Origin of the sequence: Rhizobium atlanticum (assembly GCF_030182485.1) — a bacterium.
GTDB lineage: Bacteria > Pseudomonadota > Alphaproteobacteria > Rhizobiales > Rhizobiaceae > Rhizobium.
Genome location: NZ_JAQJCJ010000022.1, coordinates 38,106 through 61,852, shown reverse-complemented (window position 1 = coordinate 61,852; position 23,747 = coordinate 38,106). Strand labels below are relative to the sequence as shown.

Below are 23,747 nucleotides of genomic sequence, written 5' to 3'. Positions count from 1 at the left end.
TTGCGGAGCGGCGGTCGAAGCGGCAGGCCACATTGATCAGCCCTCATCGTGAAGAGAATCGCAGAGCCTGCCTCTGGTGTTGCCGGTCCCGTCTTTGCTCCGCACTCTCCCTAAGGTGCGGAGCCCGCGGGACGAAGTCTCGAAGGACGGGGGGCGGCTCACCGGCCCCATTGCCTTGATTCTGCATAGGGGCTTTGTGGAATGCAGGTAAGGAGTTGCGCTCCCGCCCTCGTGGTTCGAGACGGCCCCTTGGGCCTCCTCACCAGGAGGGCTCTCTTTTGGCGCCTGCGGCTTTACTGCGCATCCCCCAGCAGTGCACTCAGGCTCCAGGGATTATCGCCCTGCTGATCGGCGATGTCGTCGACCTTCCAGCCGCCGTGCTCGCGGACCAGGGTGTAGAAGAGTGTCACCTCTTTGCCGTTTTCGAACTCCACCTCCACTTCGGCCCTGTCATCCAGCAGGATCGGCTGGCCGATCCTGACGTTGCTCGCCTCGCCGTCCTGGCCCGCAATGACGGGGTCGAAATCGACCGCGCCGACATCACCCTCCGGCGTATTGTCGAGATCGGCCTGGAGAAGCTTGTTAAGATGGTCGGAAAAGAAGATCGAATAGGGCGAGGGCGCTTCGGCGTCGCTCCTGTCGGTGTCGTAGCTGTAAAGCGCCTGGAGCAGCGCCTTCGGCGTCTTGTAGGTCTCCGCCGCGGCGGGCACGGCCGCGAACGCCGAGACGGCGAGGGCGAGAATGAAAGCGGGCAGACGCATGCGGACGTTCCTCGGATGAGCAGAGAATCATAGCCGAAACGCGCGTCGAGGTGGAGCGGCATTTTCGGAGGTGTCTCGACGTGGCCGCCCCCTCTGCATCTCCTGCTGGTGGCGGCAGGCAAATGCCTTAGATTGCCGCTGTGAGGCCCGCAAGACTGCGAGCCCCACCGGCGTTGAAAGCCGATCATGACGCATATCGGCGTCTGGCAGAAATCCTGTCGTGATTAGATCAAAGCATCGTGCAGCAGGCTCGACGGCTCAAAAATGTCCTTCACGGCGAGGGTGAAGTCGTGGCTGGTGATGTTGCCGGCTGCGTCATAAGCCTCGGCCGTGAAGGTCAGGCTATGGGTGCTTTCGTAGTCGATCGCAGCCTTCGTCTGGATCTTGTTGCCGACGAGCTTGAAGATGCCGTCGGCATCATCCGTCAGCCGCCACTTCACCGTGCCGCCTTCCGGATCGACGGCGGAGAGAAGGCCGACCGAGGTGCCGATCGCGACATTCTCGGAGATCGAGCTGCGCGAGAAGGAGAGCTTGATCGGGGCCTGGTTGACCGGTGCCTCGTTGACGTCGAGCACGTTGATGGTGATGTCCTTTTCGACGGTCACCGTGCCATCGGAGACCGCGACCCTGATCGTGTGCGACTGATCCGTCTCGTAGTCGAGCGCCTTGGAGGTGATGATGCGGTTGCCCTTCAGCCGGAAGTGATCGCCAGCGCCGTCGAGCAGCGTATAGGTGAGGGTGTCGCCGTCGGCGTCCTTGGCGCTGAGCAGACCAACGGTGGTCCAAATCGGAGTATCCTCGGAGAGGGCGGTTTTCGACAGCTGGATATTGGTCGGCGCGCTGTTGTTGCGTGTGAAAGTTTCCGTGGCGAAATCGTAGAGACCATCGGCAAAACGGGCGAATTCAATGTCACGCAGCGTATCCGTCCCCTCCTGCTCGCTGGTTAGGATGTGGGCGCCATTGTCGGGCGCGAAGGAATAATTGGCGAAATTGCCGTAGAAGATTGCCGTGTCGGTGCCGGCGCTGCCGTCGAAAGTGTCGTTGCCACCTGTCCCTGTGAAGACGTCATCGCCGCCGCCGGTCTTGACGTCGATGCCGAAGGCGGTGCCGCTGATGGAGACCGAGCGGGTTGCCAACTCGTCGGAGAGATCGGCATGGGCGCTGTCCGCCAACCTCAGGGAGATAATCATGTCCTCGAAAACCGATCCGCGGGAGAGGATGATTTGTTCGAAACTGTCGAACTGCGCGGCCGAACCAAGCACGCCACCACTAAGAAGGTTGCCTTCGAACGTTTCCAGGATTTCGAAGTTCTTCACGGTGAGACCGACAAGACTGCCGGCATTCAGGCTATCGGTGTCGGCGCCGCCGTCGATTGTTCCCGAGAACGCGATGCCGGATCCATATACGGTCAGGGTCACGATATCGTTGCCGCTGCCGGCGTCTATATCGAAGACTTCGCCGTAGCCGTAAGACTCGCCATCTATGATGGTGTCATTGCCTGCGCCGCTTTTGATGATGTCGTTGCCCGCTCCCGCATTGATCCCATCCTCACCGGTGCCACTGTCAAGAATGTCGTTGCCGTCAGTTCCGATCAACACGTCGTTACCGCCGGCGGTCTTGACGTCGATACTGGAGCCGATGCCGCTGATGTAGGCCGAGCGGCTTCCCAACTCGTCTGAAAGGTCGGCATGATCGTCGTCTGCCAATTTCAGTGTGACGGCAAGGTTTTCGCCGCCCGGCATCTCGGAGTAAGTGATCTTGTCGAAGCTTTCGAACTGCGCTGCAGTGGCGATAATGTCTATTTGCGATTCAAGGATTTCGAAGTTCTGGATCGTTATGCCGGTTAGATCTGAGGCGTGCAGTTTGTCAATGCCGGCACCGCCGTCGATTATCCCGGAATTCGCGAAGCCGTAGAAATCGTTCCCTACAACCACGGTATCGTCGCCGTCGCCCGCATCGATATCGTAGACCACGCCAGCGGCAACACCAGCATCGCCATCACCGATCGTGTCGTTGCCCGCACCGCCCCTGAGGACGTCATTTCCGGCGCCGCCGCTGATCTGGTCGTCGCCGTCGCCGCCATTCAACTGGTCATTTCCGGAATAACCCCGAATGATGTCGTTGCCTGCGCCTGTTGTGATCGCATTGTCACTGTTCGAGCCCGTGACCTCTGCCGAAACCGACCCGAGCTCATCGGCTAGATCTGCCGCACCGGAACCCGAGACGACTAGGCTGACCTTGGCGTGAGGATTAGCGGCGGAATAGCGGATGACGTCGTACGCTTCGAACTCGGCTCCGGTCTTGGTAACTGTGGCGCCGTTTGTGTTCAGAATATTCAAGGCCATATTGAAACTTTCAAAAGGATGGATTTTGCCGACGCATCTCTGCGTCGGCGGCAATGGCGTTGCGGCTAGATCAGCGCTTCATGCAACGGGGCTGAAACCAACGGCTCAAAAATGTCCTTCACGGCGAGGGTGAAGTCGTGGCTGGTGATGTTGCCGGCCGCGTCATAGGCTTCGGCGGTGAAGGTAAGGCTGTGGGTGCTTTCGAAGTCGATCGCAGCCTTCGTCTGGATCTTGTTGCCGACGAGCTTGAAGATGCCGTCGGCATCATCCGTCAGCCGCCACTTCACCGTGCCGCCTTCCGGATCGACGGCGGAGAGAAGGCCGACCGAGGTGCCGATCGCGACGTTCTCGGAGATTGAGCTGCGCGAGAAGGAGAGCTTGATCGGCGCCTGGTTGACCGGTGCCTCATCGACATCGAGCACGTTGATCGTGATGTCTTTTTCGACCGTGACCTTGCCGTCGGAAACGGCGACCTTGATCGTGTGCGACTTGGCCGTCTCGTAATCTAGCGCCTTCGAGGTGACGATGCGGTTGCCCTTCAGCCGGAAGTGATCACCAGCACCGTCGAGCAGCGTGTAGGTGAGGGCGTCGCCGTCGGCATCCTTGGCGCTGAGCAGACCGACCGTTGTCCAGATCGGTGTGTCCTCGGAGAGGGCGGTTTTCGAGAGCTGGACGTTGGTTGGCGCGTTATTGGTGCTCGTGAAAGTTTGCGTGGCGAAATCGTAGATGCCATCGGCAAAGCGGGCGAATTCGACCTCTGTCAGCGTATCCGTGCCTTCGGCGGCGCTCGTCAGAATGTGATCGCCATTGTTCACCGCGAAGGAATAATTGGCGAAATTGCCTGAGAAGAGCGCGGTGTCGATACCGGCGCCGCCATCGATGGTGTCGTTGCCGGCGCCGCCCGTCAATTTGTCGTTGCCGGCATTGCCGTTGAGGATATCGTTGCCGCCGCTGCCGTCAAAAATGTCGTTGCCGTCGGTGCCGGTAAACTCGTCGTCGCCGCTACCGGTCTTGACGTCAATGCCGGAGGCGTGGCCGGCGACGAAAGATCCGAGATCTCCCAGTTCGTCGGAGAGATCGAGATGAGCGCTGTCCGTCACGGCCACCGAGGCGCGAAAATCGCCGAACGGATCGGTTGACCAGACGATTTTGTCGAAGCTTTCGAACTGCGCGCTCGAACCGGAAACGGTATATCCTGCCGTTTCCAGGACTTCGACGTTTTTAATCGTCAGGCCCAGAAGCGAGCTGGCTCGTAGCGTATCGATTCCGGCGCCGCCATCGATCGTTCCGAAATTCATTGAAGCGAATGTCTCTACAGCTATGGAATCGTCGCCGTCTCCCGCATCGATCTCAACGACCTCAGGGTTCGGGCCGAAAATCTCACCATCGTCGATCGTATCGTTGCCCGCGCCGCCCCTGATGACATCATTTCCGATGTCCCCGGAGATGTGGTCATTGCCGTCACCGCCATTCAGCGTGTCATTGCCAACTCCGCCATTGATCCAATCGTTTCCGGCGCCGCCGTTCAGTGTGTCTGAACCGTCGCCGCCTGCGATGGTGTCGTTGCCTGCGCCTGTCGTGATCACATTGTCCCCGCCTGAGCCCGTGACATCTGCCGAGCCCGAGCCCAGTTCGTCCGAAAGGTCTACCGTCCCGGAATCCGAGATGACCAGGTGAGCTGCAACGAGAGGATTGATTTCGGAGTCGCGGATGAGATCGTAGGCTTCGAACTCCGCCCCGGTCTTGGTAATCGTGGCGCCGTTGGTGTCCAGGATATTGAGCGGGGTTCCCGGCTCGGTGCTGTTGACCGTGAAGCTTTCCGTCGCGAAGTCGTAGACGCCATCGGCAAAGCGCGCGAATTCAACGTCTATCAGTGTATCCGTGCCTTCCAGCGCGCTCGTCACGACGCGGCTGCCATTGTCGACCGTGAAGGAATAATCGACGAAATTGCCGGCGAAAACAGCCGTGTCGATGCCCGAGCCGCCATCGATAGTGTCGTTGCCGCCGCCGCCGGTCAGTTTATCGTCGCCGTCATGACCACTGATGACGTCGCTGCCGCCGCTGCCGTCGAAAATGTCGTTGACGTCGCTGCCCGTGAACTCATCGTTGCCGTCGCCGGTCTTGACGTCGATACCGGAGAAGCCGTGGACACGACTTCCGAGATCTCCTAATTCGTCGGAAAGATCGAGATGGGCGCTGTCCGTCACCACTAGCGAGGGGTCATAACTGAAGAAGGGGTCGGTCGACCTGACAATCCTATCAAAGCTCTCGAACTGCGCGCTCGAGCCGCTTACCTGGAAATCGGCCAGTTCAAGCACTTCGACGTTCTCGATCGTCAGGCCGCGGAGCGCCGAGGCTCGCAAGATGTCGATCCCGGCACCGCCATCAATCGTTCCCGATATTAGTGGAGCGAATCGCTCAATGGTTATCAGATCGTCGCCGGCGCCGCCGTCAATGTCGATGATTTCTGGCTGCAGGCCGCCGTCAGGTCCGAGCACAAAGCCAAAACCGCCATCGCTGATCCGATCATTGCCGTCGCCGCCGATCAGTATGTCGTTGCCGGCGTTGCCATAGATCGTGTCGTCGCCAGCGCCGCCGGTCAGCGTGTCTGCGCCGTCGCCGCCTGAGATGGTGTCGTTGCCGGCACCCGTCGTAATCGTGTTGTCGCCGCTCGAGCCGGTCACGTTCGCCGATACCGAGCCCAGCTCGTCGGCCAGATCTGCAGCCGAGGAATCGGAGACGATGAGAGAGACAGGTACGGAAGGAGTGGCTTCAGAGTAGCGAATAACGTCGTAGGCTTCGAATTCAGCGCCTGTGTTGGTGATTGTAGCGCCGTTTGTATCCAGAATATTCAAGGCCATATTTTAGTCTTCTCCAAAAGATGCGTTTTACTCTGAAAAACGAGAAAATCCCCGAAAGAACCGTTTACTGGTTCACCGGACGACAACCTCTCGGGGATCTATGCCAACCGAAAGTGAAGTTTTCAATGAAAAATTGTGATTTTTTCTTTGATTTTTAACGAAAAGGTAAAGCTGAAATTCTGCGGAAGGATTTTGAATTTGCAAACCAAAACTCGTATTTTAGTCTTTTAATTCACAAGCGTCCTGTGCGGAGATAAGCTCGCGTATAAGCGGGAAAATTGTATTCCCCTGGGGCGCACTCGAACTGCGCGTCGTCGGTGTCGCTTTTCCGTCTAATGACGGGCTTGGCGCCTGCCATAAGAGGACGGCTTCCAGTGAGACCTCTCATGCGAGCTTGATGAGGCCCGCCGCGGTCGGGGTAAATCCGCAGGCGCGGTAGAAGCCGGCGAGATGCGGCTCGAAATCGACATGCAGCCATTCAGCGCCGCGCTCGCGGGCGATGCCCGTAGCCTGCCTGACCATGCGCGTCGCGATGCCCTGCCGCCGCATATCGGGATGGACCGAGGTATCGAGGAGGAAGGCATGAATGCCGCCATCCCAGGCGACATTGACGAAGCCGACGAGCCTGTTGGCGTGATAGGCGCCAATGTGTGCGAGGCTGCGAGGCAGGATGCGGGAGAAGTCAGGTGTTTCCGGCGTATTCCACGCTGCGGACCAGAGGCTGGTGAGTTCGGCGGGCGAGGGAAAAGGGTCGATGCGCAGTTCTGGCATGGCTGCTCCCGTTCGCTCATCAGTTGCCGGGAGTGTTTTCCGACAATTTCGCCCGCTTCGCAACCGATCTGCCACATCGGTCCCGGACGGGAAGCGTATCCCAGCAGCGCACAGCTGACGCTTTGTTGACCGGATCCTGTTCCGGAACATAATAAGAAGATCTAATCACTCGGCTGCGGAGAAGGTCCATGTGCGGACGCATATTCGTCAAGACCTCGCTTGAAGAGCTGATCAGCAATTTCCCATTTGCTGTCAGGGGCGGGGATATTCACGGGCTCGGATATCGCTTTCCCAGATGGAACGGCGCGCCGTCGCTTAATTACCCCATCATCGTAAGGGATGTCGTGCGCGAGCCTCATATAACAGGCCCCATCTTCGTGTCGGCACGCTGGGGTTTGTTGCGCTCCTGGGCCAAATCAGGCGGCCGGCCGCCGCCGGTCAATGTCCGCTGCGAGAGCATCGCTTCCAATGGCCTGTTTCGCGTCAAGCGCCCGACGAGAACCTAAACGCGTCCCCATATCTTCCGAAGCGGCATGCCAACACACTCGGCCATCTTCCGATCCTGCTCCTCAGTCGTATCGGTAATATTCGGATTTCGCGCCTCAAGCGCAAAGCGGCCGAACGCGGCGGGGCAGATGTAACGCAGGTCGTTCAGTAAGACGGTGCCGCCGCAGCAGGGGGCTTCGGTGTTCAGGTCTTTGAAGCCATCGGCAGAAGCGGTATCCATGGCGTCTCCCCACCATTCCTCGGCGTCCGCGCCGCAGGCGCTGCATTCCACGCCGGACCAGTTCTCGCCGGGATCGTAGAATCTGACCTCATCTTCGAAACTTGCAGTCACTTCGTCCGCACTGGTGGCGATGGCTTTTAGCAGGGAGACCGCACTGTCTGCGACGTCGGGGGAGGGCTGCCAATAAGGATCTGCGGGGACATAGCGCAGGAAGGTTTCGGACATCGGCGCGCTCCTTTGTGCTTAAAACATCGCTGGGTGTTACTGCACCAAAAGAGCGGAATGCGCTAGCGTCCCGGCCGTCCGGTCTTGCCCTTCGTCCGACCCTTGCGCTTCTGCTCGCCCGGCTCCTCATAACTGCCGGCTCCAACCCGGCCGCGCACGACCGGCCTGACACCATCGTCGCGTTCCGGCTGCCCTTCCAGCAGTGGTGAGAAGCGCTTCGTGCCCTTGGCGGCGTCGGGCTTATCAGGAACATGGCCGGTCACCGGTTTTTCCGTGCGGCCGACGGTCATTTCGTCGAGGGTGTTGCGGCGGAAGAGGCTCTTGTTGTCGGCGGGAGTGGCGACATGGCGGCCCATTTCGTCGAGTTCCGGTTTGGCGAAGTAGGAGGGTGTGGCCCCCCCCTCTGTCCTGCCGGACATCTCCCCCACAAGGGGGGAGATCGATTTGCCTCGGCCTTTTGTTTCCATTGACTTGGCTTCCTCCCGCGCCATCGGGTCGTCCATTGCGGCCAGTTCCACGGCCTTGAGGCGTTTGATTTCGTCGCGGAGGCGGGCGGCTTTTTCGAAGTCGAGGTCGGCGGCCGCGTCGCGCATGCTTTTTTCGAGCGCGTTGAGGTGGGCCTGCAGGTTGTTGCCGACGAGGTTGCCACCGTCGGCGAAGCCTTTGCCCGAGACGCCCGAGATGTCGGCGCGGACGTGGTCGCGTTCGTAGACGCTGTCGAGGATGTCGGAGATCTTGGCCTTGACCGATTCCGGCGTGATGCCGTTTTCGAGGTTATAGGCCATCTGCTTTTCGCGACGGCGGGCGGTCTCGTCCATGGCGCGCTGCATGGAGCCGGTGACGTTGTCGGCATAGAGGATGACCTTGCCGTCGACGTTACGCGCTGCACGACCAATGGTCTGGATCAGCGAGGTTTCCGAGCGCAGGAAGCCTTCCTTGTCGGCGTCGAGGATGGCGACGAAGCCGCATTCGGGGATGTCGAGGCCCTCACGCAGCAGGTTGATGCCGACGAGCACGTCGAAGGCGCCGAGGCGTAGATCGCGGATGATCTCGATGCGTTCCAGCGTGTCGATATCGGAGTGCATGTAGCGCACGCGCACGCCCTGCTCATGCAGATATTCGGTCAGGTCCTCGGCCATGCGCTTGGTCAGCACGGTGCAGAGCGTACGATAGCCCTTGGCGGCGGTCTCTCGGATCTCGCCGAGCACGTCGTCGACCTGGGTGCGGGCCGAGCGGACTTCGACCGGCGGGTCGATCAGGCCGGTCGGGCGGATCACCTGTTCGGCGAAGACGCCGCCTGATTGTTCCAGCTCCCAGCTGCCCGGCGTCGCCGAGACGGCGATCGTGTCGGGCCGCATGGCGTCCCATTCCTCGAAGCGCAGCGGCCGGTTGTCCATGCAGGAGGGCAGGCGGAAGCCGTATTCGGCCAGCGTTGCCTTGCGGCGGAAGTCGCCGCGATACATGCCGCCGATCTGCGGCACAGTGACATGGCTCTCGTCGATGAACACGATGGCATTGTCGGGAATGTATTCGAACAGCGTCGGCGGCGGATCGCCGGGGTCGCGGCCGGTGAGGTAGCGCGAATAGTTCTCGATGCCCTGGCAGGAGCCGGTGGCTTCCAGCATCTCGATATCGTAGCGGGTGCGCTGCTCCAGGCGCTGCGCCTCCAGCAGGCGGCCGGCCTTTTCCAGCTCGGCAAGGCGCAGCCTGAGCTCTTCCTTGATCGCCTTGATGGCGCCGTTAAGGGTCGGGCGCGGCGTGACATAATGCGAGTTGGCGTAGATCTTCACCGATTTCAGGTCGCCGGTCTTCTGTCCGGTCAGCGGATCGAATTCGGTGATGGCGTCGATCTCGTCGCCGAACATGCTTATGCGCCAGGCCGCATCTTCCAAGTGGGCGGGGAAGATCTCAATGGTGTCACCGCGCACGCGAAAACTGCCGCGGGTGAAATCCATGTCGCGGCGCTTGTATTGCTGGGCGACGAGATCGGCCAGCAGTTGGCGCTGGTCTAGCCGGTCGCCGACATTCATCTGGAAGGTCATCGCCGTATAGGTCTCGACCGAGCCGATGCCGTAGATGCAGGAGACCGAGGCGACGATGATGCAATCGTCGCGTTCGAGCAGCGAGCGCGTCGCCGAGTGGCGCATGCGGTCGATCTGCTCGTTGATCGAGCTTTCCTTCTCGATATAGGTGTCGGAGCGCGGCACATAGGCTTCCGGCTGGTAATAATCGTAGTAGGAAACGAAATATTCCACCGCATTGTCGGGGAAGAAGTTCTTGAATTCGGAATAGAGCTGGGCGGCCAGCGTCTTGTTCGGCGCCAGGATGACGGCCGGGCGTTGCGTTTCCTCGATCACCTTGGCCATGGTGAAGGTCTTGCCCGATCCGGTGACGCCGAGCAGCACCTGGCTGCGCTCGCCGCTCTGCAGGCCTTCGACGAGATCGCGGATCGCCGTCGGCTGGTCGCCGGCCGGCTTGTATTCGGAAGCCATGCGGATGGTGATGCCGCCTTCGGATTTGTCCGGACGGGCAGGGCGGTGCGGCGTCCAGATCTTGCCGTTCTTGTGCAGCGGATTGCCGCTCTCGATCAGCTTCGACAGCGCCTCGACAGTGGCCGTGACGCCGCCGGGCGAGATGCTGCCGGCATCCTCGAGCGAAATATCGAGACCCGCCACCGGGTTCAGGCCGGCGGCGGCGCGGGTCTTCGGGTCGGAGGAGCCACCGATCGAGACGCCGCGTGCGGTCTTGCTTGCCGTCGCCTTCTTGTTGACGCTGACGGCTTCGGTATGCTTGCGCGCCTCGTTCTCAACCTTCTTGCGGTGCTTGCCAGCCTTGGAGGCAATCTCGCGCTGGCTCTCGACGCCGGAGGCTTCGGCATCGGCCTCCAACTGCCTCACCCAATCGGCGACGGAGCCGGAGAGGGGGGCGCCCTCAAAGGACGATTGCTGGGCTTCCTCGAAACCATTCGAGGTCGGAGATTTTTTCGGAGCTTTGGCCATGGCGCGAATATGGAGAGAGTCAGCGCGAAAGGGAAGAGGGAAAGAGTACAAAAGGGAAACGAATGAATCGTTCGGATTGGCTCAACAATTCCTCGAGTTGTGGCTGTCAGCGGGCACCCGCCTCGTCCTTCGAGGCCCCCTGCGGGGCGGCCTGAGGATGAGGCTCTCTTGGGCGGGGGCACCGTTGCCATCGTCTCGCCTGCGCTGGAACCGGGATCGGCCCTCGGCAGTTAATCGGATATCATTTCAGCTTCAGGTGCGACTGCCATTAGCGACCATTCCGCCTTCTGGAAAAAATCGATCTCGATCGAACTTGATACCGGCGAGCGGCTGGTTCTCCGCTCACCGCAGGATGCGCTTTATGCACTCGTCTCCGACTGGCCGATCAATGGCGGCGTCCATCAGCAGAGGGCGATCGATTTCTGCCGTGCCTGGCTTGCCGGGCGCATGCCGGCTGAAACGGTGCGGCAGGCCTTTATCCTCGCGGCGCTGGAGGCTGGCGTGGCGATCAATGATGATGATGGGAATGGGACCACAAGTTCGGTTTCAAACCCCGGGCATAAATAGAGCTATTCAGCCAGCCCCGCGTCTAATCCGCGGCGTCGAACAATTTTATGTATTGCAAATATTATTCGCGCTGTGTTTGTACAAATGCGCAGCGTTTATCACGCTCCGATTCTTTGGAGAAACAACCGAATGAGAATAAAAATCCTCGCTTGCGCTGCCCTGCTGATGCTGGTCGGCTGCAATGCCCCAGTGTCGCAATCCGTTGCGGATTCCCAACGTGCGCCCTCCAGTGACGTCCGACAGAACTTCATCAACATCGTATTCAAGAGAAGTTACAGACACGAAGCGGGAGAAGTGGTTTGGGCGCGGATTTCCAGCGTGGTGCTGCTTGAGCCTGAGAAAAAGATCTATGCTTACTGTGTGCGTGTGGTGCCCAAGCACAGCTGGGGCGACTGGGCCTATCTCGGCGTCTCCTTCACGGATGGTCAAATCCTCGGCGCGACGGCGAATGACTATCGTTGCAAGGACAAGCGGCTGCACTACTATCCGTTTCCTGAGCTGACCGGCATGAAGACCTGACGCGGCTGCGAGGGCTCCGCCCGCGTCGGTTTTGCTGCTTGTAGCCATCGACCGCCGGCGCGCCCGCCTCGCCGTTCGAGGCACCTCGGTGAGGCTCTCGTGGGCCTTGCCGACATAGCCGCGGCGCGCCGGTAGGGGCTGCGGCATCTTCCAACCTCCCGCTGCTGGAAGCGGACTGCGCATCCCGCAGTCCGCGCAGCGGATAAGCCGTGCCAGCGAAGGCAACAGCTAACCCGCGAGGACCATCCTCACACCTTGCTCAAGCAAAGACGGCTTCCCTGGAATCATCCATTGTCGACGCCCTGCAGTACCATACGAGCAGGACGACCGATCCAATGGGAACTAACAGTCCGAGAAGCTGCCACCATCCGCTTCGGTTGATGTCATGAAGGCGTCGGGCGGCCATGGATATCCATGGAAGAAACGTGGCCAGCGACCAGATCAGTCTCAAGGTTTCGCTCCGATCCACGAAGTACAAAACGATGGAGACAAGAAAGGAGAAGAGAAAAGAATACCAGAATTCCGATCGGCCCGCTCTGCCGCTAAAGTTCACATAGTTCTTGAAAAAGCTTCCGATGGCCTGGCCGAAACCCATGGCCGGCGGCGGGCCGCCGAAGCGGTTCGGCCCAACCAGCGGTTTTCGGAAGACGAAGATCAATGGCACACCGATCAGGATCAAGACGATCAACCAATGAAACAGTGAAAAACTGCCCATGAGATACCCCAGCTGTTAGAGAACAGCTCAGAGATAAGCGATTTTGTTTCTGGAGGATTAACTTGCTTGTGATTCGATGTGTTCGCAATCACAGCTTGAGAAATTACAGCTGCCATGTTGACGGCGCGATGATGCTTTGAGAAGGCTGTATCGCCGTCGCTCAGCGTTTGAGCAGCACGCTTGCTCGCACCGGCTGCTCGATGCCCTTCAGCGCCAGCATGCGCGTTTCGGCGCCTGCCACGAGTTCGGGAGCCTTGGCGGCCGTTTCGGCCGAGATCAGGATTTCGCCGGCGGCGGCCTGGGATTCGAGCCTTGCGGCCTGGTTGACGACGCCGCCGATCGCGGTGAAATCGCTGCGGAAGCTCGAGAATTCGCCGATCTGCACCTCGCCGGAATGGATGCCGACGCCGACGCCCAAGGTGCGGCCGGACAGGGCGTCGAGCGCCAGCCCGCTCAGCGCCGCGGCGCAGTTGCGCTGGATCTCCTGGGCGGCGCTGATCGCCGCGCCGGCGTGATCCTTGCGGATGATCGGGAAATTGAAGATCGCCATCAGGCCATCGCCCATCTGCTTGTTGACGATGCCGTCATGCGCCCAAATCGCCTGGGCGCAGCGATCCTGGAACAGGCTGACGATTTCGCTCAAGTGCACTGCCGCAATACGCTCGGAAAGATCGGTAAAGCCCCTGATGTCGGCGAACAGAATGGTGGCGTCGACAGTGATCTGGCGCTGCTTCTTCACATATTGGAACGAGCGCTCGCAGATCGTGCAGATATCGGGATTCATCTTGCTGCGGGTAATGCCGAAGGCGCGGAAGGGAAGCGCAAGCGGGCCGCCGATCGGGATCGGCATATGCATCTGATCCCAGCAGCCGCGGCAGATCCTGGCGCTGCCGTGCCTTGCCTGCTCCGTGAAGGTGGATTCTGTTGTCATGTCGTACGATCCAATGGCCGTGGTGAAGCTTCCGTCAACATGTGGGTTTTGGCAACTGTTGTGTTGGTTGAGCAGGTTTCGTCAGCCGCGGGCGGAACAGTTGCTTTGGCCAACGGACCAACTGCGTCGGCTTACGGGCCAACTGGGTTGGCTTACGGACCAACTGCGTTGGCCTGCGGACCAACTGCGTTGGCCGCGGGATAACAGACACACTTGTTACTCCCACTGTTCGGTGCCCGATGCGAAACTATGTCCGACCAATCGCGATGCACCGGCCTTCGGACAAGGAGGCGCGGGAACTCGCCCCATAGAGGAGATTGAAGCGATGACTGCAACAGAGAATGGAAAGGGCGGACAGGCCATGCAGCGGCCGCCTGTCGTGCCGCAACGGGCCTGGGAGGCGGCTCACAGGCAGCTTCTGGTGAAGGAAAAGGCGCATACGCGTGCTCGTGACGCGCTTGCCGCCGAGCGGCGGCGCATGCCGTGGATGGCCGTCGCAAAGCAATATGCTTTCGAAGCGCCGCAGGGCAGGATCAGCCTGCTCGACCTGTTCGAAGGCCGGCACCAGCTCATCGTCTACCGCGCCTTTTACGAGCCCGGCGTCTTCGGCTGGCCCGAGCATGCCTGCCGCGGCTGCTCGATGGTTGCCGATCAGGTCGCCCATGTCGCCCATCTCAACGCCCGCGACACGACGCTGGTCTTCGCCTCGCGCGCGCCGCGGACCGACATAGCGCGGCTGAAGCAACGGATGGGATGGACGATGCCGTGGGTGACGATCACCGACGACTTCGACAAGGATTTCGGCGTCGACGAGTGGCACGGCACCAATGTCTTCTACCGCGACGGCGAGCGCATCTTCCGCACCTATTTCGTCAACAACCGCGGCGACGAGCAGATGGGCGGCACCTGGAATTATCTCGACATCACGCCGCTCGGGCGCCAGGAAGTCTGGGAGGACTCCCCTGCTGGCTATCCGCAGACCCCGACCTACAAATGGTGGAACTGGCACGACAGTTACGTTGCCGACGCCGAGCCCGACAAGAAATGGGTCGAAGTCTCCGATGCCGGCGAGGCGGCGTTCCGGGAGGAAGCGGCAAAGGCGAAATCGTAGGCCGGAGCCTCGAAGGGCGAGGGCGGATGGATGACACCTGTGGAGATCGTCCCAGGCCAATCGGAAAACCGCTGTTGCCTTGCCGGGCACCGACCATGCATAGTGGGAGGTGACTTGGAGGGGCCGATGGCCAGATTGCCTGCGCTTGTTCTGATGATGCTTCTCCTGCCCGCCGCGGCGCATGCCGAACGCCGCTGCGGCTGGCTGGACAATCCCTCGATGGCCAAATGGTTGCTCATGGATGCCGGCGGCGGCTGGACCATCATGGACAATGGCAGCGGCTACAAGGCGGCCGAGGGAATGGACAAGATCCCGGACCTGACGACCGGCGAATTTGTCTACACCTATGCCGCGCATGGTTATGCCTGCGCCTGCATGGACGTCGACACGGACGGTGAGGAGGGAATCACCCGTATTTACTCCGTGCGGCAATTGCCGCTCTCGCGGTGTCGGAACGACGCCGCCATCCGTTGGTTCCTCGATAAGGACTAGCGATCGGGCCGGGCAATCCTTCGCCGTTGAGCGCCTCATCTCAGAACAGAAATCAGGACGCGTGTCCGTTATCGCACCGGGACCGGCGCGGCAGGAACTTTGTCGTGTGCGCTGGGTTTGAGGTCGGCTCACAGGAGAATACGATGCCGTCCTTCACGCAACCGCGCCCGGCGTCCGGCAATTTCCAATTCCCCGGCGAACAGCGGCAGGGCGACCCGATGATGGGCACGATCAATGCCGAGCTTGCCGACAAGGGTTTTCTCGTCACCAGCACCGACGAACTCATCACCTGGGCGCGCACGGGCTCGCTGATGTGGATGACCTTCGGTCTGGCCTGCTGCGCAATCGAAATGATGCAGATGTCCATGCCGCGCTACGATGTCGAGCGCTTCGGCGTCGCCCCGCGCGCAAGCCCAAGGCAGTCGGACCTGATGATCGTCGCGGGCACACTGTGCAACAAGATGGCGCCTGCGCTGCGCAAGGTTTATGACCAGATGCCGGAACCGCGCTACGTAATCTCCATGGGCTCCTGCGCCAATGGCGGTGGCTACTACCATTATTCCTATTCTGTCGTGCGCGGCTGCGACCGCGTGGTGCCGGTCGACATCTATGTTCCCGGCTGTCCGCCGACGGCCGAAGCGCTGCTCTATGGCATCCTGCTCCTGCAAAGGAAGATCCGGCGCAATGGTAGCATCGAACGGTAGCGCCGATGACACGAGGAAGTCAGTTACCATCTCGACACGCATCCCTTTTACCTCGGAAACTTTCGAGGGCAAGTTGCGTTGGAGCGGTTGCCGTCGGTGTGCCCGGCGGCCCGCGTGCCCATGGGAGGAGGAAGATCCATGAAAGTCCTGATCGTTGAAGACGAGAACATCATTGCCATGGAACTCGAGCGTATCGCGCAGGATGCTGGCCACCAGACTGTCGGGCCGGTTTCGACAATCGAGCAAGCGCTCGCCTATGCTCAGAGAAGCGATGTCGCACTGGTCGATCTCAGCCTTGCCGACGGCTTGAGCGGCGCGCGGCTCGCACGCCGGCTGATCGATCGCCACGGGGTCGACGTGATCTTCGTCACTGGCAGTCCGGAAAGCGTCGGAAACGGCATCGAGGGCGCTCTCGATGTGATCGCCAAGCCCTTCACCGACGAGAGGATCGCCAGCGCGCTTTCGCGCGCGCAGTCCCTGCGCAGAGATTACGAAGGCAAGAACGCTGTCTTCTGACTGCGTAAAGTCGTATTCTTCCGCTGCCATTGTCACCGGAGGAGATGCCAGGATGAAGCACGCGCTCATTGCCGTTTTCTTCGCCCTCACGGCCTGCGCCAGTACTTCAGGCGAACCGCAGCCGCTACAGGGCAGTCTCACCTATGGCGGTAAGGTCATTCATTCGCCCTATCGCCCGGGAACGGTGGTCAACCACACCTTTCTCGGCGCGTTCGGCTATCGTGTCTTCGAGACCTATGTTGTTCAACCGGACGGGACGCTCAAATTGACGTCGCAAAGCACGGGGCCAGATTTCCTTTGGCGGTGAAAGGGCGCCTAGCGACGGCTGGGCCTTCCTCTTTATCCCGCTGGGCCCGCGGGCTCATCGAGGTGTGATCGCCGGTGCCTCGATTGCGTCTTTTCCGACGTTCAGGTGATCGATCGCCAGTTGGATGAATGCCTTGACCAGCGGCGACACGTGCTGGTTGCTGGGATAGACGACATGCAGACCGCCGGGCGGGGTCGTGTAGCCGTCGAGGACGCGCCGCAGCCGGCCGTCCGATGCAAGCCGCAGCCATTCTTTGCGGCAACTGTGCGATGCCGAAGCCGGCGATCGCGGCAGTCATGACCGCCTGAATTTCGTTGGCGGCGAAACGTCCGGACACCGTGACCGTTTCCTGGATGCCGGCGCTCTCCAGCACCCAGTGCGCACCAGCCGCCGACGGACCCGCGATGACGCAGGCGTGATGGGCGAGGTCCGCCGGCCGATCCGGCGCGCCGCAGCGGGCGAGATAGTCGGGGCTGGCGCAAAAAATCCTGTAGGTCGAGCCGAGCTTGCGGGCGATCAGCGTCGAATCCTCCAGAATGCCGGTGCGGAAGGCGAGGTCTATGCCGTTCTCGATGAGATTGAGCCTGTCGTCGGTCAGGCGCAATTCCACCTTCGTCTTGGGGTAGATTGCCAGGAATTCGGAGATGGCGGCGGAAAGGAAATGACCGCCGAAGCCGACCGGTGCGGAGATGCGGATCGTGCCGGCGGGCTCCGCCCGCGCCTCGGCCAGGCGCAGATTTGCCTGCTCGAAGGCGCCGAGCGCCGCGCTGCACTCCTCGTAATAAAGGCGCCCCGCATCCGTCAGCCTGAGGCTGCGGGTGGTGCGCTGCAGCAGCCGCACACCCACCTCGCGCTCAAGCGCGGCGATACGGCGGCTGACCGTCGTCTTCGGCATGGCAAGCAGGCGGGCGGCGGCGGTGAAGCTGCCGGCCTCGACGACGCGGGCGAAGATAAGGATGTCGTTGAGATCCAGCATTGTATTCACCAGTGGCACGATGTTTCCCTGATGTAGCCTATAATGGTTCAATTCGACAGGTCTTATCTTCTGGCTCATCGCCAACCACAAGGAGCAGAGAGATGAGCAATGGAAGAAGCGTTCTGGTAGCCGGCGCCACCGGCCAGCAGGGCGGCGCGGTCGCGCGCGCACTGATGGCGCGGGGGCATCGCGTCAAGGCGATCAGCCGCAGGCCGGACAGTGACGCCGCAAATCGGCTGGCCGCGGCCGGAGTGGAGATCGTCGGGGGCGATCTCGATGATGCGGCGTCGGTGACGAAGGCCGCAAGCGGCGTCGACACGATGTTCCTGATGGGCAACAGCTATGAGGCCGGAACGGAAGCGGAAACCCGCCAGGGCATAACCGCCGCCAATGGGGCGAAGGCCGCCGGCATCGGCCACCTGATCTATTCCTCCGTCGGCGATGCCGACAAGAAGACCGGCATTCCGCATTTCGACAGCAAATATCTAGTCGAGCAACATATTGCCGGTCCAGGCATTCCCTACACGGTCAGTGCACCCGTCGCCTTCATGGAAAACACCGCGGCGCCGTGGGCTATCAACCGGCTGCGCCAGGGTGTCTATGCCGCGGCGCTGCCGCCCGCGCGCGTGCTGCAGCAAATCTGCCTCGCCGATATCGGCGCCTTCGTCGCGGCCTTGGCCGAACGGCGCGAAAAGGTGTTCGGCCAGCGTTTCGACATTGCGGGTGACGAATTGTCGGGCGAGGAGCAGGTGAGGATCCTCTCCGAAACGCTAGGGCGCCCGATCGCCTACCAGGAGTTACCGATTGCCGCAATGCGGCAGCAGAGCGAGGATGCGGCGCTGATGTTCGAATGGTTCGACCGCACCGGCTACGACGCCGACATCGCCGCCCTGCGCCGGGATTTCCCTGAGGTCGGCTGGCACCGCTACCGCGATTGGGCGCGCGCGTTTGACTGGAGCGTTCTCGACAGGGCGACCGGGTGAGGCGTTCTCGCGGCCATCAAGAATGGCAGATCCTCGGCGCGGCCCGAGGATCACGGAGAAACCCCTCCGGTTTCAGAACCACTATCCCCTTGCGGCGGGCGGCGGCCAGGTCATAATGAGCCGTCGTCCTTGGAGGGGAGGCTTCCATGCCGTCGAGTTTCCATGTCGAAAGTGCAGATGGCTATGAGCGGCTTATGGGCCGGTGGAGCCGGACGTTGGCGCCGATGCTGATCGACTTCGCGGGGCTGGCGGATGGGGATCGCGTGCTCGATGTCGGCTGCGGCACCGGCAGCCTGACGTTCACGCTTGCGCAGAGGCCGGGGCTGCGGGAAATCGCCGCTATCGACTATTCGCCTGTGTTTGTCGAGGCGGCAAAGCGGGCCAACAGCGATCCGCGGGTCACGATCCAGCAGGCGGATGCCTGCGCGCTGCCCTTCGAGAATGACCGTTTCGACAGAGCGATGTCGTTGCTCGTCCTGCATTTCGTGCCCGAGGCGGGCAAAGCGGTGGCCGAGATGGCCCGCGTCGTGCGGCCCGGCGGCACGGTCGCCGCCGCGGTCTGGGACCATTACGGTGGCATGTCGGGCATGCGGATGATGTGGGATACGGTCGTCATGCTCGACGAGAACGCGCTGCCGCTACGCCGCAAATATTGCTTCCAGCCAATGATGCGGCCGGGGGAGATGAAGCAGAGCTTCATGGCGGAGGGCCTCGCTGATGTCGAGGAGACGTCGCTTCTGATCCGGATGAATTACCGTTCCTTCGACGATTACTGGCAGCCGATCGCGGCCGGCGAGGGACCGCTTGGGAGATATGTCTCCGGGCTCGAGCCGGAGAAGCGCAAAGCGGTCGATGCCGCCCTCAGGGCAGCCTACGAAGCGGGCGAGCCGGACGGGCCGCGGTCGTTCGCGTCTGTAGCTTGGGCGTGCCGGGGCAAGGTGGTTTAAGCAGGTGCGCCACGGCTCTAAAATCTCATCCTGATGTGCCCCGCAGGGGCCTCGAAGGGCGAGGGCCGCAGCAGCACAGTAGCGGATTGCCAGCTATCTCGGCTGGACGATGTGTTTCATTTTTCATCATCGTCTTCGTGCTCAAAAATATCGGCGAGGAATTCCATACAGACGTTCCCGCCTTCTCTGTGCTGCATGAAACCTGAGCCTTTTCAGCAGATTACAAATCGTCCATGTCGTGATATCGCCGCATTTCATACAGATTCCCGTCGCAATCGGCTGTCAGCCTGTCAACATCAAGTGATCAGGAGGTGATCGGGCATGAGCCTCTCTTTCCCGACGATGGCGGCGATCCGGTTCGGTTATGGTTTCCGGCCGGGCGAGGCGGCGCCGCAAAGCAAGGATGAGCTGATCGGGCAGTTGTCCAAAGGCGCGGCGGCAACGCCGGATTTTCCGCTCGGCGGCCCCGACATGCGTCATCGGGCGATCCTCAGCCTGCAGGACCAGCTGAAGCAGATCCGGGAAGATGCCAACACAGTCACCGACGATCCCACGCGGCGCGAGATGCGCAAGGCTGTGCAGCGCCAGGCGCAGCAGCAGTTCCAGCACGATGCGAACCTGCGGCTGATGCAGGCGGTGCTGTCGCCCTACGGCTTTTACGAGCGGCTTTCGACCTTCTGGGCCGATCATTTCTCCACCAGCGCCAACAAGAGCCTGCCGATGCGCCTTATCGTGCCGCTCTACGAGGCCGAGGCGATCCGGCCGTTCATTTCGGGCAGGTTCGGCGATCTTCTGCGTAGCGCCACCGCTCATCCCGCCATGCTGATCTACCTCGATCAGGCGGATTCGCTCGGGCCGGATTCGGCCGGCGGCGTCAAGCGCAACAAGGGGCTGAACGAAAATCTCGGACGCGAGCTCCTGGAACTCCACACGCTCGGCGCCGGCAGCGGCTATACCCAGGCGGATGTTACTGCCGCGGCCATGGTGCTGACGGGGCTCACTATCGACCGCAAGGAGATGGATATTGCCTTTCGGCCGAACATTTCGGAGCCCGGCACGCATGAGGTGCTCGGCGTCAGTTATGGCGGGCGGCGGCGCTCGCGCGAGGATTATCTCGACATGCTCGATGACCTCTCGGTCCATCCGAAGACGGCGGCCCATATCAGCCGTAAGCTCGCGGTGCATTTCGTCTCCGACCAACCAGACGAGGGGATGATCTCCGATATGGCGGCCGCGTGGAAGAAGACGGATGGCGACCTCATCGCCGTCTATACCGCCATGCTCGATCATCCCGCCGCCTGGCAAAACGAGGGCGCCAAAGCACGTCAGCCTTTCGATTTTGTTGTTGCTGGTCTGAGGGCGCTGAATGCAGGACCTGTCAACGGCGTCGTCGGCAGCTTCCTGGCGGCCAATCAGCAAGGAACGGATGAGGGCGATATGGCGGCCAATACGCCCGGCATGGCGGGAGCGCCAGTGACGACGGATCCCGCCGGAGAGGCGCGGGACAAGCGGCTCAAGGCCTTTCGGGCGGCGCGCGCACTGGGGCAGGGGGCGCTGAAGCGCATGGGCCAGCCGACCTGGCAGCCGCCGAGCCCGGCCGGTTTCGAGGAAGGCTTTTCCGCCTGGATCACCGGCAGCCAGCTTGCCGAGCGCTTGGCCTGGGCAAGGCGGGCTGCTGCGCAGTTCGGCCGAGACGAGGATCCGCGCGCGTTCCTGAGATCGACGCTTGCCGATGCCGCGCGCGATGAAACGATCCGCGTGGTGTCGCAGGCGCCGAACAAGATCAGCGGTTTGACGCTGGTGCTGGCATCGCCGGAATTCAACCGCCGATAGGAGGCTCCCAATGAACCGGATTTTGCTTTCCCGCCGCGGCTTTCTGACCTCTGCCTGCTGTCTTGCCGCTGCCCCCGTCTTCACGCCGGTCACCTTTGCGGCGATGCCGGGCGATAATCGTTTTGTCACCATCGTCCTGCGCGGCGCGATGGACGGGCTCGACTTGGTGCAGCCTTACGGCGACGCCGGTTTTGCCGCGATCAGGCCAACCTTGGCGCTGACGCCGGACAGCGGACTTCTCGATCTCGATGGGCATTTCGGCCTCAATCCCGCCGCCGCCGACCTGATGCCGCTCTGGAAGAGCCGAGAACTCGCCTTCATCCATGCGGTGTCGACGCCCTATCGCGACCAGCGCAGCCATTTCGACGGGCAGGACATGCTTGAGTCCGGCGGCGAACATGTCGCCGAGGAAAAAACCGGCTGGCTGAACCGGGTGCTCGCGGTCATTCCCCGCTCGGATGCGCGCAAGGCGATCGACGTCAATACGTCGACGGAGCTGATCCTCTCCGGGCCGAACAATGTCGACGTCTGGGCATCGGATTCCAATCTGGCGCCGGCGCGTGACGAGATGCAGTTCCTTGCGCGGCTCTATGCCGGCGATCCGCCCTTCGCGGCTGCACTTGCCGAGGCGACGCGGGCCGACAGCGCCGCGATGATGGTCGAGCCGGACGGTGAGCGCGGCGAGAAGATCGGCGACGTCGCGGCGCTCGCGGCCAACATGCTGAAGGGCGATTACCGCATCGCCAGCTTCTCAATCACCGGATGGGACACCCATATCGGCCAGGCCAGCCAGTTCAAGCGGCCGGCAGGGGAGCTCGCCCAGGCGATCAACACGCTGAAGGCGGCGCTGGGCTCGGAGATCTGGGCAAAGACGGTGGTGCTCGCAATGACGGAATTCGGCCGCACCGTCCGCCAGAACGGCTCCGCCGGCACCGACCACGGCACCGGCGGCTGCGCTGTCCTTGCCGGCGGCGCGATCAACGGCGGGCGCATCCTCGGCCGCTGGCCGGGGATCGGCGATGGTCAGCTGCTCGACAACCGCGACCTGATGCCGACGGCTGACGTGCGCGAGGTGGCGGCGGCGATGCTCTACCGGCAGTTCGATGTCGGCGTGGATGATCTGACAGGGAAGATATTTTCCGGGCTGGCGTTTGATAAGGGGTCGCAGTTTTTGAAGGTGTGAGGCGCTGCCCGGCCCTTCGCTTGGGCTCAGGGCGTTCGTCGCTGCAATCGATTCACTGGATCGATTGCTCGGGCTTCGCCCGACCGCTCCTCACCCCAACACATCGTAAAGCCGGAAGATGAAACTGACCTGATAGACCAGGTTGACGATGACGAAGGTCGTGTGGAAGCGGCGGTTCGCGGTCCAGGCGGCGAGGGCGCAGAGGAGGATGTAGACGAGATTGCGGACGGGATATTCCCAGCCGAGTGATAGGATGCGCTCCGGACCTTTGATCGCCGTATCGAGGATATCGACGGCATAGATCAGGCCGAGGACGCCGAAGAACCATTTGCGCCGCGAAATGAAATATTCCTCGTAGCCGCCATATTCGTCGAGGCTTGCCGGAAAGAGCAGGGCACAGAGCAGGAAGAACAGGCTGCAGAAGCAGACGAGGAAGAGATAGATGCCGAAGCCGATGGCGGGCACGGCCTGCAGCCGGTATTCCCACCACCAGATATGGATGATGAAGAGGAACAGGGACAGGGCCCAGCCAAGGTGAACGGGATAAACCTCCGCCTTGGCCGGATGCTGGACGATGCCGGCGATGCCAGTTAGCAGCCTCGCGAGTGAAAGGCTGATGACCATGCCCATCACCACCTTGATGTGAAGGAAGACCTCCGGCGAGCTGACCGTTTCCATGCCTTATCCCCTCGGGTTCAAGCTTGTCACTCCGCGGGGACGGCCTTGGGTTTGCCCTCCTCGTCGAGCGCCACCATGATGAAGGTGCCGGCGGTTACCTTTTCCATCTTGGCGTAGCGCGAGCGATGCGCCCAGGCTTCGACGATCAGCGTGATCGAGGTACGCCCGACACGCTCGACATCGGTATAAACCGACAGCGTATCGCCGATCTTGACCGGCAGCTCAAAGGCCATTTCCTTAACCGCTGCGGTGACGACGCGGCCCTTGGCGCGCTCGGCGGCGCGGATGCCGGATGCAAGGTCCATCTGCGCCATGACCCAGCCGCCGAAGATATCGCCGGCCGGATTGGCATCGCCCGGCATGGCGAGCGTGCGCAGCGTCAGTTCGCCTCTGGGCTTGGCGGTGTCGGTCATGGAAAATCCCTCACTGTCTGGATCGATTCTGTCGTGACGTTAGGCGAACTCCGTGTCCTTACCAATGCCTTTCAGTGGGACGGCCGCTGCGGAACTAATATTCGCAGCTCGCAGCGATTTAAATTCCCTTCAAATTCAGGTGGTTGAATTTTGCAACCCGTCGCCTCACCTTACGTTATGTGA

21 protein-coding genes and 2 pseudogenes are annotated in these 23,747 nt (G+C 61.5%); 12 read left to right on the top strand and 11 right to left on the bottom strand.

Features of this window, described 5'->3' with window-relative positions:
• Positions 1-293: 293 nt before the first annotated feature.
• From PH551_RS26920 to PH551_RS26905, 4 genes are all read right to left on the bottom strand, one after another.
• On the bottom strand, positions 294-761 hold the full coding sequence (locus PH551_RS26920) for a DUF3828 domain-containing protein (protein WP_285195713.1): 468 nt from the start codon (positions 759-761) through the stop codon (positions 294-296).
• 224 nt (positions 762-985) lie between these two features.
• Positions 986-3,106, bottom strand: coding sequence for a calcium-binding protein (locus PH551_RS26915; RefSeq protein WP_085780103.1), 2,121 nt, complete (start codon positions 3,104-3,106; stop codon positions 986-988).
• Between the two features lie 65 nt (positions 3,107-3,171).
• On the bottom strand, positions 3,172-5,967 hold the full coding sequence (locus PH551_RS26910) for a metal-binding protein (RefSeq protein WP_085778542.1): 2,796 nt from the start codon (positions 5,965-5,967) through the stop codon (positions 3,172-3,174).
• A gap of 384 nt (positions 5,968-6,351) precedes the next feature.
• Positions 6,352-6,738, bottom strand: coding sequence for a GNAT family N-acetyltransferase (locus PH551_RS26905; RefSeq protein WP_285195712.1), 387 nt, complete (start codon positions 6,736-6,738; stop codon positions 6,352-6,354).
• A 188-nt stretch (positions 6,739-6,926) separates the two neighbouring features.
• Between PH551_RS26905 and PH551_RS26900 the strand changes: the two are divergent.
• Positions 6,927-7,220, top strand: a pseudogene (locus tag PH551_RS26900) (SOS response-associated peptidase family protein); the annotation flags it as partial.
• A 20-nt stretch (positions 7,221-7,240) separates the two neighbouring features.
• On the opposite strand, the gene PH551_RS26895 reads toward PH551_RS26900, so the two are convergent.
• Positions 7,241-7,690: a hypothetical protein gene (locus PH551_RS26895; protein WP_285195711.1), complete on the bottom strand. Its 450-nt coding sequence runs from the start codon at positions 7,688-7,690 to the stop codon at positions 7,241-7,243.
• 62 nt (positions 7,691-7,752) lie between these two features.
• On the bottom strand, positions 7,753-10,689 hold the full coding sequence (gene uvrB, locus PH551_RS26890; RefSeq protein ID WP_285195710.1) for an excinuclease ABC subunit UvrB: 2,937 nt from the start codon (positions 10,687-10,689) through the stop codon (positions 7,753-7,755).
• Between the two features lie 240 nt (positions 10,690-10,929).
• On the opposite strand from uvrB, the gene PH551_RS26885 reads away from it, so the two are divergent.
• Complete coding sequence (locus PH551_RS26885; protein ID WP_350223864.1) at positions 10,930-11,256, top strand: DUF982 domain-containing protein; 327 nt, start codon at positions 10,930-10,932, stop codon at positions 11,254-11,256.
• 129 nt (positions 11,257-11,385) lie between these two features.
• Positions 11,386-11,775: a hypothetical protein gene (locus PH551_RS26880; RefSeq protein ID WP_085778537.1), complete on the top strand. Its 390-nt coding sequence runs from the start codon at positions 11,386-11,388 to the stop codon at positions 11,773-11,775.
• A 259-nt stretch (positions 11,776-12,034) separates the two neighbouring features.
• Here PH551_RS26880 and PH551_RS26875 read toward each other — a convergent pair whose 3' ends face one another.
• Together PH551_RS26875 and PH551_RS26870 are read right to left on the bottom strand one after the other, a co-directional pair.
• A complete protein-coding gene (locus tag PH551_RS26875) occupies positions 12,035-12,490 on the bottom strand; it encodes a DUF805 domain-containing protein (RefSeq protein WP_285195709.1) in 456 nt (151 codons plus the stop codon).
• A 160-nt stretch (positions 12,491-12,650) separates the two neighbouring features.
• Positions 12,651-13,421, bottom strand: coding sequence for an adenylate/guanylate cyclase domain-containing protein (locus PH551_RS26870; protein WP_285195708.1), 771 nt, complete (start codon positions 13,419-13,421; stop codon positions 12,651-12,653).
• Positions 13,422-13,746: 325 nt separating this feature from the next.
• Here PH551_RS26870 and PH551_RS26865 point away from each other — a divergent pair, with 325 nt between their 5' ends.
• From PH551_RS26865 to PH551_RS26845, 5 genes are all read left to right on the top strand, one after another.
• Complete coding sequence (locus PH551_RS26865; RefSeq protein ID WP_285195707.1) at positions 13,747-14,532, top strand: DUF899 domain-containing protein; 786 nt, start codon at positions 13,747-13,749, stop codon at positions 14,530-14,532.
• 126 nt (positions 14,533-14,658) lie between these two features.
• On the top strand, positions 14,659-15,024 hold the full coding sequence (locus tag PH551_RS26860) for a DUF4087 domain-containing protein (RefSeq protein ID WP_085778534.1): 366 nt from the start codon (positions 14,659-14,661) through the stop codon (positions 15,022-15,024).
• Positions 15,025-15,167: 143 nt separating this feature from the next.
• Positions 15,168-15,728 (top strand): NuoB/complex I 20 kDa subunit family protein, encoded by a 561-nt coding sequence (locus tag PH551_RS26855; RefSeq protein ID WP_285195706.1) that lies wholly within the window; start codon positions 15,168-15,170, stop codon positions 15,726-15,728.
• Between the two features lie 138 nt (positions 15,729-15,866).
• Positions 15,867-16,244: a response regulator gene (locus PH551_RS26850; protein WP_097600033.1), complete on the top strand. Its 378-nt coding sequence runs from the start codon at positions 15,867-15,869 to the stop codon at positions 16,242-16,244.
• Positions 16,245-16,296: 52 nt separating this feature from the next.
• Positions 16,297-16,551 (top strand): hypothetical protein, encoded by a 255-nt coding sequence (locus PH551_RS26845; RefSeq protein ID WP_085778531.1) that lies wholly within the window; start codon positions 16,297-16,299, stop codon positions 16,549-16,551.
• A 54-nt stretch (positions 16,552-16,605) separates the two neighbouring features.
• Here PH551_RS26845 and PH551_RS26840 read toward each other — a convergent pair.
• Positions 16,606-17,527 (bottom strand): annotated as a pseudogene (locus PH551_RS26840) (LysR family transcriptional regulator).
• Between the two features lie 101 nt (positions 17,528-17,628).
• Here PH551_RS26840 and PH551_RS26835 point away from each other — a divergent pair.
• The 4 genes from PH551_RS26835 to PH551_RS26820 all read left to right on the top strand — a co-directional run bounded on the left by PH551_RS26835 (position 17,629) and on the right by PH551_RS26820 (position 22,473).
• The gene (locus PH551_RS26835; RefSeq protein WP_285195705.1) at positions 17,629-18,510 is read left to right on the top strand and encodes an NmrA/HSCARG family protein; all 882 of its coding nucleotides are present in this window, start codon (positions 17,629-17,631) and stop codon (positions 18,508-18,510) included.
• A 146-nt stretch (positions 18,511-18,656) separates the two neighbouring features.
• Positions 18,657-19,457: a class I SAM-dependent methyltransferase gene (locus PH551_RS26830; protein WP_085778529.1), complete on the top strand. Its 801-nt coding sequence runs from the start codon at positions 18,657-18,659 to the stop codon at positions 19,455-19,457.
• A gap of 321 nt (positions 19,458-19,778) precedes the next feature.
• A complete protein-coding gene (locus PH551_RS26825; RefSeq protein ID WP_285195704.1) occupies positions 19,779-21,290 on the top strand; it encodes a DUF1800 domain-containing protein in 1,512 nt (503 codons plus the stop codon).
• A 10-nt stretch (positions 21,291-21,300) separates the two neighbouring features.
• Entirely contained in the window at positions 21,301-22,473 is a 1,173-nt protein-coding gene (locus PH551_RS26820; protein WP_285195703.1) for a DUF1501 domain-containing protein, read from the top strand.
• 90 nt (positions 22,474-22,563) lie between these two features.
• Here PH551_RS26820 and PH551_RS26815 read toward each other — a convergent pair whose 3' ends face one another.
• Together PH551_RS26815 and PH551_RS26810 are read right to left on the bottom strand one after the other, a co-directional pair.
• Positions 22,564-23,151 carry a hypothetical protein gene (locus tag PH551_RS26815; RefSeq protein WP_085778526.1) on the bottom strand — a complete coding sequence of 196 codons (588 nt, stop codon included), beginning with the start codon at positions 23,149-23,151 and terminating at the stop codon, positions 22,564-22,566.
• 26 nt (positions 23,152-23,177) lie between these two features.
• Positions 23,178-23,564 (bottom strand): acyl-CoA thioesterase, encoded by a 387-nt coding sequence (locus PH551_RS26810; protein ID WP_085778525.1) that lies wholly within the window; start codon positions 23,562-23,564, stop codon positions 23,178-23,180.
• Positions 23,565-23,747 lie beyond the last annotated feature (183 nt).

Bases quoted from the DNA above. Each gene is read 5' to 3' on its own strand.
- PH551_RS26920 (WP_285195713.1), bottom strand. From the start codon at position 761: ATGCGTCTGCCCGCTTTCATTCTCGCCCTCGCCGTCTCGGCGTTCGCG.
- PH551_RS26915 (WP_085780103.1), bottom strand. From the start codon at position 3,106: ATGGCCTTGAATATTCTGAACACAAACGGCGCCACAGTTACCAAGACC.
- PH551_RS26910 (WP_085778542.1), bottom strand. From the start codon at position 5,967: ATGGCCTTGAATATTCTGGATACAAACGGCGCTACAATCACCAACACA.
- PH551_RS26905 (WP_285195712.1), bottom strand. From the start codon at position 6,738: ATGCCAGAACTGCGCATCGACCCTTTTCCCTCGCCCGCCGAACTCACC.
- PH551_RS26895 (WP_285195711.1), bottom strand. From the start codon at position 7,690: ATGTCCGAAACCTTCCTGCGCTATGTCCCCGCAGATCCTTATTGGCAG.
- uvrB (WP_285195710.1), bottom strand. From the start codon at position 10,689: ATGGCCAAAGCTCCGAAAAAATCTCCGACCTCGAATGGTTTCGAGGAA.
- PH551_RS26880 (WP_085778537.1), top strand. From the start codon at position 11,386: ATGAGAATAAAAATCCTCGCTTGCGCTGCCCTGCTGATGCTGGTCGGC.
- PH551_RS26875 (WP_285195709.1), bottom strand. From the start codon at position 12,490: ATGGGCAGTTTTTCACTGTTTCATTGGTTGATCGTCTTGATCCTGATC.
- PH551_RS26870 (WP_285195708.1), bottom strand. From the start codon at position 13,421: ATGACAACAGAATCCACCTTCACGGAGCAGGCAAGGCACGGCAGCGCC.
- PH551_RS26865 (WP_285195707.1), top strand. From the start codon at position 13,747: ATGACTGCAACAGAGAATGGAAAGGGCGGACAGGCCATGCAGCGGCCG.
- PH551_RS26860 (WP_085778534.1), top strand. From the start codon at position 14,659: ATGGCCAGATTGCCTGCGCTTGTTCTGATGATGCTTCTCCTGCCCGCC.
- PH551_RS26855 (WP_285195706.1), top strand. From the start codon at position 15,168: ATGCCGTCCTTCACGCAACCGCGCCCGGCGTCCGGCAATTTCCAATTC.
- PH551_RS26850 (WP_097600033.1), top strand. From the start codon at position 15,867: ATGAAAGTCCTGATCGTTGAAGACGAGAACATCATTGCCATGGAACTC.
- PH551_RS26845 (WP_085778531.1), top strand. From the start codon at position 16,297: ATGAAGCACGCGCTCATTGCCGTTTTCTTCGCCCTCACGGCCTGCGCC.
- PH551_RS26835 (WP_285195705.1), top strand. From the start codon at position 17,629: ATGAGCAATGGAAGAAGCGTTCTGGTAGCCGGCGCCACCGGCCAGCAG.
- PH551_RS26830 (WP_085778529.1), top strand. From the start codon at position 18,657: ATGCCGTCGAGTTTCCATGTCGAAAGTGCAGATGGCTATGAGCGGCTT.
- PH551_RS26825 (WP_285195704.1), top strand. From the start codon at position 19,779: ATGAGCCTCTCTTTCCCGACGATGGCGGCGATCCGGTTCGGTTATGGT.
- PH551_RS26820 (WP_285195703.1), top strand. From the start codon at position 21,301: ATGAACCGGATTTTGCTTTCCCGCCGCGGCTTTCTGACCTCTGCCTGC.
- PH551_RS26815 (WP_085778526.1), bottom strand. From the start codon at position 23,151: ATGGAAACGGTCAGCTCGCCGGAGGTCTTCCTTCACATCAAGGTGGTG.
- PH551_RS26810 (WP_085778525.1), bottom strand. From the start codon at position 23,564: ATGACCGACACCGCCAAGCCCAGAGGCGAACTGACGCTGCGCACGCTC.